We start from the raw sequence: 16,278 nt of genomic DNA, 5'->3' as shown, positions 1-16,278 counted from the left end.
ATTCGTTCGAAAGCCGCCGGTTCAGTGGTGCCTGCCGTGCCGGCGGCACTCCGCAGCGACACCTGGGTTTCACGACGGTGTAGCAGCAGGTGTTGCCCAAGCTTGTAAGGCAATGACATGCCCCGCATGACTCGCGGCGGCGTCGCACTGGGAACCGTCCTGGTGATTTTCGCCGTCTTCCTGATTTTCGGAGGCCGCCTCTTCTCCGGCGGTGACCAGTCCGGTGCCCCGCCGTCGGTTCCGGCCGACGCGTCGGTGGCCGCCGAGGCGGCAGCGCCGGCGCCCGCGCCACCGGACAGCGCCGTGGGATCCTCCGGCGGCGCGCTGCCCCAGGCGGACGGCGTCCAGTCCGCGACCGGAGCGCCTGCGCAGGCCTCGCCTGCGCCGCCACCACGGCCGGACGACGCCGCAGGATGGCCGCAGTGGTTGCTCTACATCGTGATGACGGTGATCTCGCTGCTGCTGTTCATCGTCGCCGCGACCACGCTGTGGTGGATGCTGCATGCGTGGCGAAGTCCGGAGTCGTTGCATTCCACCGGTTTTCGTCGCCGTTCTGCCGGCAGGCCGAAGGGCTTCTCGCTGTTGCTGCCGGCCCGGCACGAGCAGGACGTGCTCGGTGACACCATCGACGCGCTGGCCCGGCTGGATCATCCGCTCTACGAGGTGATCGTGATCATCGGCCACGACGACCCCGAGACGGAACACGTGGCACGCGCCGCCGCTGCCCGTCACCCGCGGATCGTGCGCGTGGTCATCGACACCAACATCCCGAAGAACAAGCCCAAGGCCCTCAACACCGCGCTTCCTACCTGCCGGGGTGAGATCGTCGGGGTCTTCGACGCCGAGGACGAGGTCCACCCGAGGTTGTTGCGACTGGTGGAGGCCCGGTTCGAGGAAGCACGGGCGGACGTCGTGCAGTCGGGCGTGCAATTGATGAACATCCAGACCAGCTGGTGGTCGCTGCGCAACTGCCTGGAGTACTACTTCTGGTTCCGGTCCCGTCTGCACTTCCACGCCGACCAGCGGTTCATCCCGCTCGGCGGAAACACCGTGTTCGCCCGCACCGCGCTGCTGCGGTCGGTCGGTGGCTGGGACCGTGACTGCCTGGCCGAAGACTGCGAGATCGGGGTGCGGCTGTCGACCCGGGGCGCGCGGGTGGCGGTCGCCTACGACCCCAAGGTCGTCACGCGTGAGGAGACACCCGGCTCGCTCCGGGCGCTGGTCAAGCAGCGCACCCGCTGGGACCAGGGCTTCATGCAGGTCTACCGGAAGGGTGAGTGGCGCAAACTGCCCAGTAGACGGCAGCGGATGCTGGCGCGCTACACCCTCGCGATGCCGTTCCTGCAGGCCGCCACCGGCGCGCTGGTACCCATCGCTATCGCGTGCATGTTCGTGCTCAAAGTGCCTGTCCCGCTGACGCTTCTGTCTTTCCTGCCGCTGGCCCCGACGCTGGTCACGGTGGCGGTGGAGGCGGCGGCCCTCGGCGAGTTCGGCAAGGAGTTCGGCATCAGGATCCGGCTGTGGGACCAGGTCCGCTTGGTGCTCGGCGCATTTCCCTACCAGCTGCTGCTGGCCGCCGCGGCGGTGCGCTCGGTGTGGCGGGAACTGCGCGGTCAGGGCGGATGGGAGAAGACCGAACACGTCAACGCCCACCGCGCCGGTGGTCGGGAGGAGGCGATCGCGGCATGAACACGCTGAAGCGGATCAATCCTTCGATACCGGTCCTGTTGGCGCTGATGGCGCTGACCGCTGTGCTGCGTCTGATCAACATCGCGGGCTCGCCGATTCGGCTCGACGACGAGGGAACCTACGTCGCTCAGGCTTTCGCGATGATCCAGTGGGGCGAGCTGGCCCACTACACTTACTGGTACGACCATCCGCCTGCCGGTTGGTTGCAGCTGGCCGGGTGGATGCTGCTCACCGGGCCGGGGTTCGGGGGCAACGCCGTCACCGCGGGCCGCTACCTGATGGTGGTCGTCGCGGTCGTCGGTACGGGACTGTTGTGGCTGCTCGCTCGCCGGATCGGCATGACGCGCCCGGCCGCCGCGGCCGCGGTGACCGTCCTGGCGGTGTCGCCGTTGGCGATCTCGCTGAGCCGTGCGGTCTACCTGGACAACCTTGCGGTGGCGTGGATGCTGGCCGGCCTCGTGTTGGTGTGCTCACCGCGGCACCGGCTCTCGGCGATGCTCGGCGCGGCCGCGTGTTTCGGCATCGCGGTGCTGACCAAGGAGACCATGCTGCTGTTCCTGCCGATGGTGGCCTGGCTGGTGTGGACCAAAACCGCCCCGGCGACACGCCGGTACGCGTTGACGGTGTTCGGTACGGTGTTCGCTCTCGTCGTCAGCATCTACGCGCTGATGGCGCTGGTGCGGGGCGAGTTGATCCCCGGCCCCGGACACGTCAGCCTGTGGGAGGGCGTCAAATTCCAGCTGTGGCAACGGGAAGCCAGCGGTTCCATCGGCGATCCGCAATCACTCAAACGGCACACTATCGACGAATGGCTCCGGCTGGATCCGGTGCTGCCGTTGCTGGCCGCGCCGATCGCGTTGTCCGCGTTGCTGATTCAGCGGTTGCGGCCGTACGCCCTCGGACTGCTCATCCTGGTGGTCACCGTCCTGCGGCCGGGATATCTGCCCGTGCCGTTCGTCATCGCCGCGCTGCCGCTCATCGCCCTGTTGGCCGCCGGCCTCGGGGAGGAGGGCGTGCGACGGTTGCGGCGCGGCGGGCAGATCGCGCCGCGTTTCGGCAGCCGTATCCGGGTGACTGCGGCGCTGGCAACGGCTTTCGCGGCCGCGATGCTCGTCGCCCTCTGGGTGCCGAGCCACGACACCGTGCTGTCGGCCGACGACGACGCCGCCATGCGGCAGGCCCAGAGTTGGGTCGCTGCCAACGTGCCCGAGGAAGACCGCCTGATCGTCGACGACGCCATGTGGGTCGACCTGGTCAGGGACGGCCGGGACAGACACAACGTGATCTGGTCGTACAAGGTGGACACCGACGAGCAGGTGCAGAACCTGGCGCCCGACGGCTGGGCCGACTACGGATGGGTCGTGTCCACACCGTCGATGCGCGCCAACATGCCCGACTCCGGGGTGCTGACCGACGCGATGTGGCATGCCCGGCCGGCGGCGACGTTCGGATCCGGCGGCGAGCGCGTCGACGTGCTGCGCGTCGACTCCGGTGGCGCCCCGGCGGCGCGGCCCGCGGTGCCCGACTTCGGAGTTCAGGTCGCCGCCCGCCTCCATCCCGACTCCGATCCCGACGCGCTGGCCGACCTGCAGTCGGGCGTCGTCGACCAACGGACCGTCGCCACGTTGTCGATGCTCGTCTCGCGGCAACCCGTTGTGTTGCAGAGCATCTCGGGTGTCGCCGCGGAAGAGGTGGCAGGCACCGCCCGGCGCGAGTTCAGGCTGGGCGGACCCCGGGACCAGCTCCAGGCCGCCGCGGGGTTCATCGAGCGTCAGCGCAGCCCGTTCGGGGCCGAGACGGTGCAGTTGTCCGACAACGGGTTGACCGTGCGATTCCCCGCCCGGGCGACGGACGTCGGCCTCGGGTCGCGTCCGGATCCCGTCCCTGCGGGTCCTCCGGCCGCGGTGCGGATCGTCGACATGCGGCGCGGGCAGGCGGCCGACCGTCTCGAGTTCGTCCACGTCGACGGCACCCCGGTGGGATCGGTCCGCCCCGGAACCGGAAGTCCGTCGGACTATCGGGCCCTTCCCGGTGGCACCTACGTGATGAGCACCGTCGCCGACCGCGGCGGCGTGCCGGTGATGCGGCAGGCGTTCACGGTCGCGCCGGGGGCGACGTACACGTTGGCGTTGTTCTCGGCCGGAGAGACCGGCGAGATCGCGGCGCAACTCGCGCCCGACGGTCCCGTCAGCGGATCCTCGGTGCGGCTGCTGCAGGCGGCGGCCGCGGCCGGCCCGGTGAAGCTCGCGCTGGCCGCACCCGGCGCGGACCCCACCGTGCTGGCCGACAACGCCTCCTACGGGCTGATCACCGGCTACGGCGCGGAGCCCGCAGGCGCCTATGACGCGGTCGTCACCGCGGGCGGACGGGAGTGGCGCCAACCGGTCGAGCTGACCGACGGCACTCCCACCACGCTGGTGGTCACCGACGGGCGGGACGGTCCGGCCGTGCACCAGACGCGCGACGTGGCGGCAGCCGCGGCCCCGCTGGACCCACCGGCACCCGGTGCACCCGCAGTCGCACCGATACCCGACAAGAACCCGTCGAAGACCGTTGCGGCCGGCGGCGATCCGCGCCAGAAGGTGCTACCGCTGGCCGCGTGCGCGACTGTCATCGCCGCGCTCGCCTGGGCCCTGACGAGATATCAGAGGAGGCAAGGGCAATGGAGGGGCCAATGGTGAGTCGGTTGCGTAAGGCCATGTTGCTGCTGGTTGCGCTGTTGCTCGTCGTCGGCGCAGGGTGGGCCGCCGCGCAGGCGGTGGACCCACGCATGTCCGACGACGACGTCCGCGGGATGCGCGAACAGGCGGCGCGACAGGCCGGCGAGGACTTCCTGTCCAGGTACGTCGAGAGCGACGGTCGCGTCGTCCGACGCGACGAAGGCGGCGATGTCGTCAGCGAAGGGCAGGCCTACGGCATGCTGATCGCCGCCGCGCTCGGCGACGAGCCCCGCTTCCGGGCGATCTGGGACTGGACCCGGACCCACCTGCGCCGCCCCGACGGGTTGTTGTCGTGGCGCTGGGCCGACGGTCGGGTCACGGACCCGAGCAGTGCCACCGACGCGGACCTGGACGCTGCCCGCTCGCTGCTGCTCGCGGCGCGGCGATTCGCCGCGCCGGAACTGGCCGAGGACGGGAAGCGGCTCGGTGCCGACGTGTTGCGGGGAGAGACCGTGACCGTCGGAGCGGCGCCGTCGCCCGCCATGGCCCGACCCGGGTTGATCACCGTCGCGGGTAACTGGGCGACCGCGCCGCCGCATGCCGTGGACCCCGGGTACTTCAGTCCCCGCGCCGAGCGGGAGCTGCTGGACGCCTCGGCCGACCGGCGGTGGCTCGATGTCAGCAGAACCCAGCGTGTGCTGGTCTGGCAGCTGATCGGCACGGCTTCACTGCCGCCGGACTGGGCGTCGGTCGACCCGGCCGGGCGCGCGGTGCCGACGGGTCCACCCGACGGAGGACCCACCCGGTTCGGGCTGGATGCCGCACGGCTACCGATCCGTTTCGCGGAGTCGTGCGACCCGGCGGACCGTGCGGTGGCGGTGTCACTGCGCCGGGTGGTCGCCGCGTCGCGCGACATCCCGGCGACCCGCAACCTGGACGGGTCGGCCGCAGGCGAGTGGCAGCATCCCGTCGCGCTGGTCAGTGCCGCGGCGACCGATCACGCGGCGGGTGACCGTGAGGCAGGCGCGGCCCGACTGGATCAGGCCTCCGCGTTGCAGCAGCGCTATCCGACCTATTTCGGGGCCGCCTGGGTCGCCCTCGGCAGGATCATGCTGGACACGTCGCTGCTCGGCGAGTGCGCATAAACGTTTCCTTCACCGCGATCCATACCGATGACCCCGCCGCGCGATGGCGGTTGCATGGCTGACCATGACGACCGAACGCATCGCCGACCACGTCAAGTTCGCCTACTGGGTGCCCAACGTCAGCGGGGGCCTGGTTACCAGCGACATCGAGCAGCGCACCGACTGGAACTACGAGTACAACCGGAAACTCGCCCGAACCGCGGAGAACAACGGGTTCGAGTACGCCCTGTCCCAGGTGCGCTACGAGGCCAGCTACGGCGCCGAATACCAGCATGAGTCGACCAGCTTCAGTCTCGCGCTGCTGCTGGCCACCGAGCGGCTCAAGGTCATCGCGGCCGTGCATCCCGGGTTGTGGCAGCCGGCCGTCCTGGCCAAGCTCGGGGCCACCGCCGATCAGCTCTCCGGCGGCCGGTTCGCCGTCAACGTCGTCAGCGGCTGGTTCAAAGACGAGTTCACCCACCTGGGCGAGCCGTGGCTGGAGCACGACGAGCGTTACCGGCGCAGCGCAGAGTTCCTGCAGGTGCTGCGCAAGATCTGGACAGAGGACGACGTGGATTTCCGCGGCGACTTCTACCGCATCCATGACTTCACCCTCAAGCCCAAGCCCGCCAACACCGCCGAGCGGCCCAATCCGGAGTTGTTCCAGGGCGGCAACTCGACCGCGGCCCGCCGCAACGGCGGCTACTACGCCGACTGGTACTTCTCCAACGGCAAGGACTTCGACGGCGTCACCGAGCAGGTGGTCGAGGTCCGAGACCACGCCCGAGCCGCGGGTCGCGAGGTCAGGTTCGGACTCAACGGCTTCATCATCGCCAGAGACACCGAGAAAGAGGCGAAAGAGGTGCTCCGCGAGATCATCGCCAAGGCGAACACACCTGCGGTGGAGGGCTTCCGCGGCGCGGTGCAGCAGGCCGGCAACTCGACGAGCGACAGGAAGGGCATGTGGGCCGACTCCACATTCGAGGATCTGGTCCAGTACAACGACGGTTTCCGCACCCAGTTGATCGGCACGCCCGAGCAGATCGCCGAACGCATCGCGGCGTACCGCGAGCGTGGCGTCGACCTGATCCTGGGCGGCTTCCTGCACTTCCAGGAGGAGATCGAGTACTTCGGGGCGAGGGTGCTCCCATTGGTTCGCGAGATCGAGAACTCCGGGCGCGTGTCGGCGGATTCACCCGTCCTCGTGCCTGCGTAGCAGAACCTCGACGGGTCCGGGGCTCGGCGTTCGTGCGGGAGTGCCGGGCTCACCCCGGAGTGCGCTAGCGTGGTTTATCGATTCGCTTCAGGCGGGTTCGTCGACGTCGACCGTCGTCACCCATGGCGGCACCGTCAGTTCCGATGTCCGCACAGCACAGGAGAGGTCATGTCGTACCCACAAGGCGCGCCCGGAGGTCAGGGATTCCCGCCCGGCCAGCAACCGACCACCCAATTCAGCGCGCCGACACAGCAGTTCAACAGAGTTCCCGACGCCGACCCGGTCGCCGAGGGTCCGAGCAAACTACCCGTCTACCTCAGCGCCGCCGTCGTGGCCCTCGGCCTGCTCGTGTACATGTCGAGCTTCGGCCCGCACTTCACAGCGTCGGACTTCTCCGCCTTCGGTGAGCTGACGGGCAGCTCGTTCGGTGTCATCTTGGCTGTCATCTCCGCGATCACAGCGGGCCTGTTCGCCGCGGTCGGGCTGCTTCCCCGGCAGAACAACTTCACCGCTGTGGCCGCCGTCGCGGCGGTTCTGGCCCTGCTGCTCGTGGTCGCGGAGATCATCAACAAGCCGGCCGAGGCGTCGATCGGATGGGGCCTCTACCTCGTCATCGCGTTCATCCTGCTTCAGGCGGCCGTCTCCGTCGTCGTGCTGCTGTTCGACGCGGGCATCATCACCCCACCGGTGCCCCGGCCCAAGTACGAGCAGCCGCAGTCCTACGGCCAGTACCCCGGCTACTACGGTCAGCCGCCCACCCAGGGCGGTTCCGGTCAGCACCAGCAGGGGCCGCAACAACAGCAGCGGCCCGGATACCCGACGCCGTATGGCGGCTACCCGGGCAGCGGGCCGGGCACCGGCGGTTTCCCCGCCGGCGCACAGTCCGGACCGCCCACCCCGCCCACCGGCTTCCCGACGTACGGCCAGCCGCCCGCGAGCAACACGCCGACCAGCCAGGCGCCCGCGCCACACCAGTCGCCGTCATCCTCGCAGCCGGGTCAGTCCTCGTCGTAGTCTGAGCCGCGCGTGCGCGAACGTCGCGCGCCCGAGCGTCTGCGAGGAGCGGCCCAACCCGTGAGCACCCGGCCAGTCGGTACACGCCAGGCGCGTGACCTGCTGCGGGTCGCGTTCGGTCCGTCCCTCGTCGCGTTGGTGATCATCGCCGCAGTCGTCCTGCTTCAGCTGCTGATCGCCAACAGCGACATGACAGGCGCTTTCGGCGCCATCGCCAGCATGTGGCTGGGTGTGCATCTGGTTCCGGTGTCCATCGGCGGCAGCGCTCTCGGCGTGATGCCGCTGCTTCCGGTCCTGGTGATGATCTACGGCACCGCGCGGACCACCGCGGCGGCGACCAGCTCCTCGTGGTTCGTCACCCGCTGGGTGGTGGCCTCGGCGCTGGGCGGGCCGGTGTTGATCGCCGCGATCTGTCTGGCCGTCATCCACGACGCCGCCTCGGTGCTCACCCAACTGCAGACCCCGGACGCGCTGCACGCCTTCGGCTACGTGTTCACCGTGCACGCGATCGGTGCGGTGCTCGGCGTCGGTTCGCGGGTGGGCAGGCGGCTGCTGAGCGCGTCGCCGCTGCCCGGTTGGCTGCCTGACGCGTTCCGGGCGGCGGCGGCCGGTGTGCTGGCGCTCATGGGTCTGTCGGGCGCCGTCGTCGCCGGGTCGCTGGTCGTGCACTGGTCGACCATGCACGACCTGTTCTCGATCACCGACTCGATGTTCGGCCAGCTCAGCCTGACCGTGCTTTCGGTGCTGTACCTGCCCAACGTGATGGTGGGGGCCTCGGCGGTGGCGGTCGGCTCGAGTGCGCACATCGGGCTGGCCACGTTCAGTTCGTTCACGGTGTTCGGCGGCGACATACCGGCGCTTCCGGTGCTGGCCGCGGTCCCGACTCCGCCGCTCGGCCCGGTATGGGTGGCCCTGATGATCATCGCGGCGGTGTCGGCGGTGGCGCTGGGCCAGCAGTGCGCGCGCCACCCGCTGCCGATGCCCGCGGCGCTGGCGAAGGTGCTGACCGCCGCGGCGGCCGCGGCGGGGGCGATGGCGTTGCTCGGACATGCCGGTGGGGGACCGCTGGGCAATTTCGGGAACGTCGGTGTGGATCAGGCCACGTTCGCCCCCGCGGTGTTCCTGTGGTTTTTCGGGATCGGCGCGCTCACGGTCGCGATGTCGGGCGGGATCACCCCGCGGGTGCGCAAACCCAAGCCTGTCCCCGAACCAGCGGCGGTTGTCGACGACGCCGTGATCGAGACCGCTGACGCGGAGCCCCACACCGAAGAAATCGCCCTCGAGGCACCGCCCCGGGACCGGCCGGACCCCGACCCGCGAATCGAGCCCGCCGGTGAACCTGCGCCGCCGGTACCCGACGGTCCGATCGACGCTGACCTTGACCCCGAGGACCACTTCGTCGTTGACGAACAAACAAGCCCCTTCGTCGAAGACGAAGAAAACGGCCACTTCGTCGAAGACGAAGAAAACGGCCTCAGCGTCGAAGACGAAGAAAACGGCCTCAGCGTCGAAGACGAAGAAAACGGCCTCAGCGTCGTCGACGACGACAGCGGCGGCAAGCGCGAACAGGGTGACCACTAGGATCTCAGCGTGCAACCTGAGGCCGGCGGACGCGAGGAGCGATGCGTCCTGCGTGTGCCCCCGAGCGCGCCGGCGCGACTGGTGGTGCTGGCTTCGGGTACCGGCTCGCTGCTGGCCTCGTTGTTGAAATCCGCCGTCGGTGACTACCCGGCACGGGTGGTCGCAGTCGGCACAGATCGGGTGTGCGCGGCGCTGGACATCGCCTCCGGGGCCGCGATACCGACGTTCACCGTCCCGCTGAGCGAGTATCCCGACCGCGCCGCGTGGGACGCTGCGCTGGCCGACGCGACCGCGGCCCACCGCCCCGATTTGGTGGTGTCCGCCGGATTCATGAAAATACTTGGCCCCCAGTTTCTTTCGACATTTCCCGGCCGGGTGCTCAACACCCATCCGGCGCTACTACCCGCGTTCCCCGGCGCGCACGCGGTGCGCGACGCGCTGGCCTACGGCGTACGGGTGACCGGGTGCACGGTGCATCTGGTGGACGCGGGCACCGACACCGGTCCCATCGTCGCCCAACAGGCCGTGACGGTGCTCGACGGTGACGACGAGTCATCGCTGCACGAGCGCATCAAGGTGATCGAAAGGCAACTGCTGGTGGATGTGGTGGCGGCGATGGCAACCCGCGGCATGACATGGACAGGACGAAAGGTGAACCTAGGATGAGCGACAACGACGACCTGTTCCGGAGGCCGATCAGGCGTGCCCTGATCAGCGTCTACGACAAGACCGGGCTTGTGCCCCTGGCGCAGGGTCTGCACGCTGCCGGCGTCGACATCGTGTCCACCGGTTCGACGGCCAAAACGATTGCCGGCGCCGGGATTCCGGTCACACCCGTGGAGGACGTCACGGGCTTCCCCGAGGTGCTCGACGGCCGTGTCAAGACGTTGCACCCGCACGTGCACGCCGGGTTGCTCGCCGATCAGCGCAAGGCTGAACACGTCGCGGCACTGGCCGAGCTCGGCGTCGCGGCGTTCGAGCTGGTGGTGGTGAACCTGTACCCGTTCACCCAGACGGTGAACTCCGGCGCAGACGAAGACGAATGCGTGGAGCAGATCGACATCGGCGGGCCGTCGATGGTGCGCGCCGCCGCCAAGAACCATCCCAGCGTCGCCGTCGTGGTCGATCCGCTGGGCTACGACGGGGTGCTGGCCGCGGTGCGCGCCGGCGGCTTCACCTACTCGGAGCGAAAGAAGCTGGCGGCGTTGGCATTCCGGCACACCGCTGAGTACGACGTGGCGGTGGCCTCGTGGATGGAGTCGGTACTGGCCCCCGAGGCCGAGGCGACGAGCGGCGACCTGCCGCCCTGGCTGGGCGCGACGTTCCGGCGCGCGGCCGTGCTGCGCTACGGCGAGAACCCGCACCAGCAGGCCGCGCTGTACCGCGACGACGGCGGATGGCCCGGCCTCGCACAGGCCGAACAGCTGCACGGCAAGGAGATGTCCTACAACAACTACACCGACGCCGACGCGGCGTGGCGTGCGGCGTTCGACCACGAGGACATCTGCGTGGCGATCATCAAGCACGCCAACCCGTGCGGCATCGCGATCTCGCCGGTCTCGGTCGCCGACGCCCACCGCAAGGCACACGAGTGTGACCCGCTGTCGGCTTTCGGCGGGGTGATCGCGGCGAACACCGAGGTCACCGTCGAGATGGCCGAGACCGTCGCCGGAATCTTCACCGAGGTGATCATCGCGCCGGCCTACGAACCGGGTGCCGTCGAAGTGCTCTCGGGCAAGAAGAACATCCGCGTTCTGGTCGCCTCCGAACCCCAGCGGGGCGGCACCGAGTTCCGTCAGGTCAGCGGCGGGCTGCTGCTGCAGCAGCGCGACGCCCTCGACGCCGCCGGCGACAACCCGAACACGTGGACGCTGGCCGCAGGCCCCGCCGCCGACCCCGACACGCTGGCCGACCTGGCGTTCGCATGGCGGACCTGCCGGGCGGTCAAATCTAACGCCATCGTGCTCGCCAGGGACGGCGCCACGGTCGGGGTGGGCATGGGTCAGGTCAACCGCGTCGACGCGGCCCGCCTGGCCGTCGAGCGCGCCGGCGGGCGCAGCAGCGGCGCAGTCGGCGCCTCCGACGCGTTCTTCCCGTTCCCGGACGGGCTGGAGACCCTCATCAGGGCGGGCGTCAAGGCCGTCGTCCACCCCGGCGGATCGGTGCGCGACGACGAGGTGACCGCCGCCGCCGAAGCGGCCGGGATCACGCTCTACCTCACCGGCGCAAGGCATTTCGCGCACTAGGGAGTGGCCTTGCTGATGGATTCGCGCACAGTGCGGCGCCGCGTTCTCGCGGCGACCGCGGTGCTCGCTGCGACGCTGGTGCCGTCGTGCACGCGGGTGGTCGACGACGCGCGGGCGGTGGCCGCCGAACCCGGCGCCCCGTTCGGCTCCTATGCCTCCGCGGACGCCTGTACGCCCGTCGACAGCGAGCTCGCCGACGTTCCGCCGCCGCGCGGCGCGGCGGCCGACATCGAACCGGTGCTCCGGATCCCCCGCCCCGAGGGCTGGAAGCGCGTCACCGCCCTCGACTCCGGGGCCATCCGGTACGTGATGCGCAATGAGGGTCTGGCCACAGGGGGCATCACCCCGACGGCGGTGGTGACGCTGGAGTCCCACCGCGGCGAATTGTCGCCGCGGGAGTTTTTCGCCGACCAACGGCGCCAGGTGATGCAGCTGGGTGTCACCGACCTGACACTCACCGACACCACGTTGTGCGGCCTGCCCGCGGTGCGCGGGCACTACATGTCGCCACTGCTCGGCACGGCGGCGCCCCGCCGGGCGGACCTGCTCAGCGCCGTCATGGTCAGTGAAGGGACGACCTACGGTGTCGCGGTCACCGTGCAGAGCGCCGACGAGCGGGATCCGGAATACCAGCGCGACTCCGCCCAGATTCTGAACGGTTTCCAGATGCTGCCGCCGGGCAGCCGCTGAGGTTATCCGACCCCAACTCCGCGGATAGTCGTAGCGTGGAGAGGTGACTTCACCTAACGACCTGCCCCGAACCGTCGGCGAACTGCGTGCCTCCGGCCATCAGGAGCGCAGCATCAAGGCCGAGATCCGGGAGAACCTGCTGTCGGCGCTGGCGTCCGGAGCCGGTGCCGATGCGGTCTGGCCGGGCATTCTCGGCTTCGAGGACACCGTCATCCCCCAGTTGGAGCGGGCGTTGATCGCCGGACACGACGTCGTCCTGCTCGGTGAACGCGGGCAGGGCAAGACGCGGCTCCTTCGTGCGCTCACCAACCTGCTCGACGAGTGGACGCCGGTGATCGCCGGCGCCGAGCTCGGTGAGCACCCGTACAGCCCGATCACCCCCGAGTCGATCCGGCGGGCGGCCGACTCCGGTGACGACCTGCCGATCACCTGGCGGCACCGCAGCGAGCGCTACACCGAGAAACTGGCCACCCCGGACACCAGCGTGGCCGACCTGGTCGGTGACATCGACCCGATCAAGGTCGCCGAGGGACGCAGCCTCGGGGACCCGGAGACCATCGCCTACGGCCTGATCCCGCGGGCACACCGGGGCATCGTCGCGGTCAACGAGCTTCCCGACCTGGCTGAACGGATCCAGGTGGCGATGCTCAACGTGATGGAGGAGCGCGACATCCAGGTCCGCGGGTACACGCTGCGGCTGCCGCTGGACGTGCTGGTCGTCGCCAGCGCCAACCCCGAGGACTACACCAACCGCGGGCGCATCATCACCCCGCTCAAGGACCGGTTCGGCGCCGAGATCCGCACCCACTACCCGCCCGAGCTCGACGCCGAGGTCGGCGTCATCACCCAGGAGGCGCACCTGGCCGCCGAGGTGCCCGACTACCTGCTGCAGATTCTGGCCCGCTTCGCACGCAGCCTGCGCGAATCCAGCTCCATCGACCAGCGCTCCGGGGTTTCGGCCCGGTTCGCGATCGCGGCCGCAGAAACCGTCGCCGCGTCGGCCCGCCACCGCGCGGCCCTGCTCGGCGAGCAGGATCCGGTCGCGCGGGTGGTCGACCTGCAGAACGTGATCGACGTGCTGCGGGGCAAGCTCGAATTCGAGTCCGGCGAGGAGGGCCGCGAGCAGGCCGTCCTCGAGCATCTGCTGCGCCGCGCCACGGCCGAGACGGCGCAACGGCTGCTCGGCGGCATCGACGTCGGACCGATCGTCACCGCCGTGGAGAACGGCTCGCCCGTCACCACCGGGGAACGGGTGTCCGCCCGCGAGGTGCTGGCCGCAGTTCCCGAGGTGTCCGCCGTCGCCGAAATCCAGCAGCGGCTCGGTGCGACGTCCGAAGGGCAGCGCGCCGCCGCGATGGAGTTGGCGCTGGAGGCCCTGTATCTGGCCAAGCGCATCGACAAGGTGTCCGACGAAGGCGAAACCGTCTATGGCTAAACATGTTCGGCTGTCGCGGTATTCGCGGTACACGGGCGGGCCCGACCCGCTGGCGCCGCCCGTCGACCTGCGCGAGGCGCTCGAGGCGATCGGTCAGGACGTCATGGAGGGCACGTCGCCGCGGCGCGCGCTGTCGGAGATGCTCCGGCGCGGCACTCAGAACATGCCGGGCGCCGACAAGCTCGCCGCCGAAGCCAACCGTCGCCGTCGGGAACTGCTGCAGCGCAACAATCTCGACGGCACCCTGGCCGACATCAAGAAGCTGCTCGACGAGGCGGTGCTCGCCGAACGCAAGGAACTGGCGCGTGCGCTCGACGACGACGCACGGTTCGGTGAGCTGCAGCTGAACTCGCTGTCCCCGTCCCCGGCCAAAGCCGTGCAGGAGCTTTCCGATTATGACTGGCGGTCGCCGGAGGCGCGCGAGAAGTACGACCAGATCAAGGATCTGCTCGGACGCGAGATGCTCGATCAGCGGTTCGCCGGCATGAAGGAGGCGCTGGAGAACGCCACCGACGAGGATCGCCAGCGGGTCAACGACATGCTCGACGATCTCAACGACCTGCTCGACAAGCACGCCAAAGGACAAGATTCCCCCCAGGATTTCCAGGACTTCATGGCCAAGCACGGCCAGTTCTTCCCGGAGAACCCGAAGAACATCGACGAGCTGCTGGACTCGCTGGCCAAGCGGGCGGCGGCCGCGCAGCGGTTCCGCAACAGCCTGTCCGAGCAGCAGCGCGCCGAGCTGGATGCGTTGGCGCAGCAGGCTTTCGGGTCACCGTCGTTGATGAACGCGCTCGACCGTCTCGACGCCCACCTGCAGTCCGCCCGGCCCGGGGAGGATTGGACGGGCTCGCAACGGTTCTCCGGTGACGACCCGCTCGGCATGGGGGAGGGGGCACAGGCGCTGGCCGACATCGCCGAGCTCGAGCAGCTCGCCGAACAGCTGTCGCAGAGCTACTCCGGCGCGACCATGGACGACGTCGACCTCGACATGCTGGCGCGTCAACTCGGCGACGAGGCCGCCGTCAACGCCCGCACCCTGGCGGAGCTGGAGCGGGCGTTGATGAACCAGGGCTTCCTCGACCGCGGATCCGACGGGCAGTGGCGGCTCTCACCCAAGGCGATGCGACAGCTCGGTCAGGCGGCGTTACGTGATGTGGCGCAACAGCTTTCCGGGCGGCACGGCGAGCGCGACACCCGCCGCGCCGGGGCGGCCGGAGAGCTGACCGGAGCCACCCGGCCGTGGCAGTTCGGCGACACCGAACCGTGGAACGTCACCCGCACGGTAACGAATGCAGTGCTCCGCACTGCGGGTACCAACGCGGTGCTGCGCGAGGCCGGGACCGGGGAGACCGCCGGGCCGATTCGGATCACGGTGGACGACGTCGAGATCTCCGAGACCGAAACCCGCACCCAGGCCGCGGTGGCGCTGCTGGTGGATACGTCGTTCTCGATGGTGATGGAGAACCGTTGGCTGCCGATGAAGCGGACCGCGCTGGCGCTCAACCACCTCGTCAGCACCCGGTTCCGTTCCGACGCGCTGCAGATCGTGGCGTTCGGCCGGTATGCCCGCACCGTGACCGCCGCGGAGCTGACCGGGCTGGAAGGCGTCTACGAGCAGGGCACGAATCTGCACCACGCACTGGCGCTGGCCACCCGGCACCTGCGGCGGCACCCCAACGCGCAGCCGGTCGTGCTGGTGGTCACCGACGGTGAGCCGACTGCGCATCTGGAGGACTTCGACGGCGACGGCCGTTCTGCGGTGTTTTTTGACTACCCTCCGCACCCGCGGACCATCGCCCACACCGTGAAGGGATTCGACGAGGTGGCGCGGATGGGCGCGCAGGTGACGATCTTCCGGCTCGGCAGCGACCCGGGGCTGGCACGGTTCATCGATCAGGTGGCGCGCCGGGTGGGCGGTCGCGTGGTGGTGCCCGACCTCGACGGCCTGGGCGCGGCGGTGGTGGGTGACTATCTCAGCGCGAAGCGGCGTCGTTAACCCTCGGCGGTGTCCGCCGGCGCCTTGCGTCTCTTGCGTTTGACGCCGACGCTGCCCCAGAGCGCGAAGCCCCTGATGCGGACCAGCGGTGCACCCGCGGAGCCCTCCCCGTCGACGCCGTGGTCGAAACTGCCCATCACGGCGACGCCCCGAGAGTCGACGTTGACCTCAGGGGGAACCAGGATGGTCTGCCCGCCCATGATCGAGTAGGACCGGATGTCGACCTCGGGTGAGGTGAAGTCGGCGTAACGCAGGTCGACGACGCCGCCACCCCAGAGCGCGAACGTGGTGAGCCGGCGCGGGACGTTCCACCGGCCGCGGCGCTCGTAGCCGGTGAGGATCGCCAGCAGCAACGTCGACGGCGCGGGCCGGCACGGGCCGCCGCGGCCACGCGTCACCGCACCGGGCAGATCAGCGGAAAGGCGGTCCAACTCGTCATACGTCTGGGCGGCGTAGGCCCTGCTCAAGCGGCTTTCGTACTCCGAGAGACCGAGGGTGCCGGAGGCGGCGGCGTCCGTCAGGAGCTGGGCGACCTGAATGCGGTCGGTGTCGCCGGCACGCATCGCCCCGCTGCGGGAGGCCGGGGTGCTCATCGTGACCTTCCGCTCTTCACCGACGGCTCCT

The 16,278-nt window shown here is 69.7% G+C and carries 12 protein-coding genes; 11 read left to right on the top strand and 1 reads right to left on the bottom strand.

Annotated features, from left to right (window positions below; translation table 11 throughout):
- Positions 1-117 precede the first annotated feature (117 nt).
- From BN976_RS12875 to BN976_RS12825, 11 genes are all read left to right on the top strand, one after another.
- Positions 118-1,689: a glycosyltransferase gene (locus BN976_RS12875; protein ID WP_199558935.1), complete on the top strand. Its 1,572-nt coding sequence runs from the start codon at positions 118-120 to the stop codon at positions 1,687-1,689.
- Complete coding sequence (locus tag BN976_RS32075; RefSeq protein WP_051558415.1) at positions 1,686-4,370, top strand: glycosyltransferase family 39 protein; 2,685 nt, start codon at positions 1,686-1,688, stop codon at positions 4,368-4,370. The genes BN976_RS12875 and BN976_RS32075 overlap by 4 nt, the downstream gene beginning before the upstream one ends.
- Entirely contained in the window at positions 4,364-5,494 is a 1,131-nt protein-coding gene (locus BN976_RS12865; RefSeq protein WP_036371092.1) for a glycosyl hydrolase family 8, read from the top strand. The genes BN976_RS32075 and BN976_RS12865 overlap by 7 nt, the downstream gene beginning before the upstream one ends.
- A gap of 64 nt (positions 5,495-5,558) precedes the next feature.
- Positions 5,559-6,689: a dimethylsulfone monooxygenase SfnG gene (sfnG, locus tag BN976_RS12860; protein WP_036371429.1), complete on the top strand. Its 1,131-nt coding sequence runs from the start codon at positions 5,559-5,561 to the stop codon at positions 6,687-6,689.
- Between the two features lie 168 nt (positions 6,690-6,857).
- A complete protein-coding gene (locus BN976_RS12855; protein WP_011782005.1) occupies positions 6,858-7,703 on the top strand; it encodes a DUF5336 domain-containing protein in 846 nt (281 codons plus the stop codon).
- A gap of 60 nt (positions 7,704-7,763) precedes the next feature.
- Positions 7,764-9,284 carry a cell division protein PerM gene (locus BN976_RS12850; protein WP_036371091.1) on the top strand — a complete coding sequence of 507 codons (1,521 nt, stop codon included), beginning with the start codon at positions 7,764-7,766 and terminating at the stop codon, positions 9,282-9,284.
- A 9-nt stretch (positions 9,285-9,293) separates the two neighbouring features.
- Complete coding sequence (gene purN, locus BN976_RS12845; protein ID WP_011782003.1) at positions 9,294-9,950, top strand: phosphoribosylglycinamide formyltransferase; 657 nt, start codon at positions 9,294-9,296, stop codon at positions 9,948-9,950.
- On the top strand, positions 9,947-11,530 hold the full coding sequence (purH, locus tag BN976_RS12840; protein WP_036371087.1) for a bifunctional phosphoribosylaminoimidazolecarboxamide formyltransferase/IMP cyclohydrolase: 1,584 nt from the start codon (positions 9,947-9,949) through the stop codon (positions 11,528-11,530). Before purN ends, purH begins: the two co-directional genes overlap by 4 nt.
- A gap of 15 nt (positions 11,531-11,545) precedes the next feature.
- Positions 11,546-12,220 carry a hypothetical protein gene (locus BN976_RS12835; protein WP_036371427.1) on the top strand — a complete coding sequence of 225 codons (675 nt, stop codon included), beginning with the start codon at positions 11,546-11,548 and terminating at the stop codon, positions 12,218-12,220.
- 43 nt (positions 12,221-12,263) lie between these two features.
- Entirely contained in the window at positions 12,264-13,655 is a 1,392-nt protein-coding gene (locus BN976_RS12830) for a sigma 54-interacting transcriptional regulator (RefSeq protein ID WP_011782000.1), read from the top strand.
- On the top strand, positions 13,648-15,654 hold the full coding sequence (locus BN976_RS12825; RefSeq protein WP_011781999.1) for a vWA domain-containing protein: 2,007 nt from the start codon (positions 13,648-13,650) through the stop codon (positions 15,652-15,654). Before BN976_RS12830 ends, BN976_RS12825 begins: the two co-directional genes overlap by 8 nt.
- Here BN976_RS12825 and BN976_RS12820 read toward each other — a convergent pair.
- Positions 15,651-16,247: a DUF1707 SHOCT-like domain-containing protein gene (locus BN976_RS12820; RefSeq protein WP_011781998.1), complete on the bottom strand. Its 597-nt coding sequence runs from the start codon at positions 16,245-16,247 to the stop codon at positions 15,651-15,653. The two genes, BN976_RS12825 and BN976_RS12820, sit on opposite strands and share 4 nt — an antisense overlap.
- Between the last annotated feature and the right edge of the window lie 31 nt (positions 16,248-16,278).

This window comes from Mycolicibacterium austroafricanum, assembly GCF_000612725.1.
Taxonomy (GTDB): domain Bacteria; phylum Actinomycetota; class Actinomycetes; order Mycobacteriales; family Mycobacteriaceae; genus Mycobacterium; species Mycobacterium austroafricanum.
The sequence above is the reverse complement of the archived record's forward strand: the minus strand, read 5'-3'. Positions and strand labels throughout refer to the sequence as shown.

Coding starts and splice junctions, on each gene's coding strand:
- BN976_RS12855 (WP_011782005.1), top strand. CDS start 6,858: ATGTCGTACCCACAAGGCGCGCCCGGAGGTCAGGGATTCCCGCCCGGC.
- BN976_RS32075 (WP_051558415.1), top strand. CDS start 1,686: ATGAACACGCTGAAGCGGATCAATCCTTCGATACCGGTCCTGTTGGCG.
- BN976_RS12835 (WP_036371427.1), top strand. CDS start 11,546: ATGGATTCGCGCACAGTGCGGCGCCGCGTTCTCGCGGCGACCGCGGTG.
- sfnG (WP_036371429.1), top strand. CDS start 5,559: ATGACGACCGAACGCATCGCCGACCACGTCAAGTTCGCCTACTGGGTG.
- BN976_RS12865 (WP_036371092.1), top strand. CDS start 4,364: ATGGTGAGTCGGTTGCGTAAGGCCATGTTGCTGCTGGTTGCGCTGTTG.
- BN976_RS12825 (WP_011781999.1), top strand. CDS start 13,648: ATGGCTAAACATGTTCGGCTGTCGCGGTATTCGCGGTACACGGGCGGG.
- purH (WP_036371087.1), top strand. CDS start 9,947: ATGAGCGACAACGACGACCTGTTCCGGAGGCCGATCAGGCGTGCCCTG.
- BN976_RS12820 (WP_011781998.1), bottom strand. CDS start 16,247: ATGAGCACCCCGGCCTCCCGCAGCGGGGCGATGCGTGCCGGCGACACC.
- BN976_RS12875 (WP_199558935.1), top strand. CDS start 118: ATGCCCCGCATGACTCGCGGCGGCGTCGCACTGGGAACCGTCCTGGTG.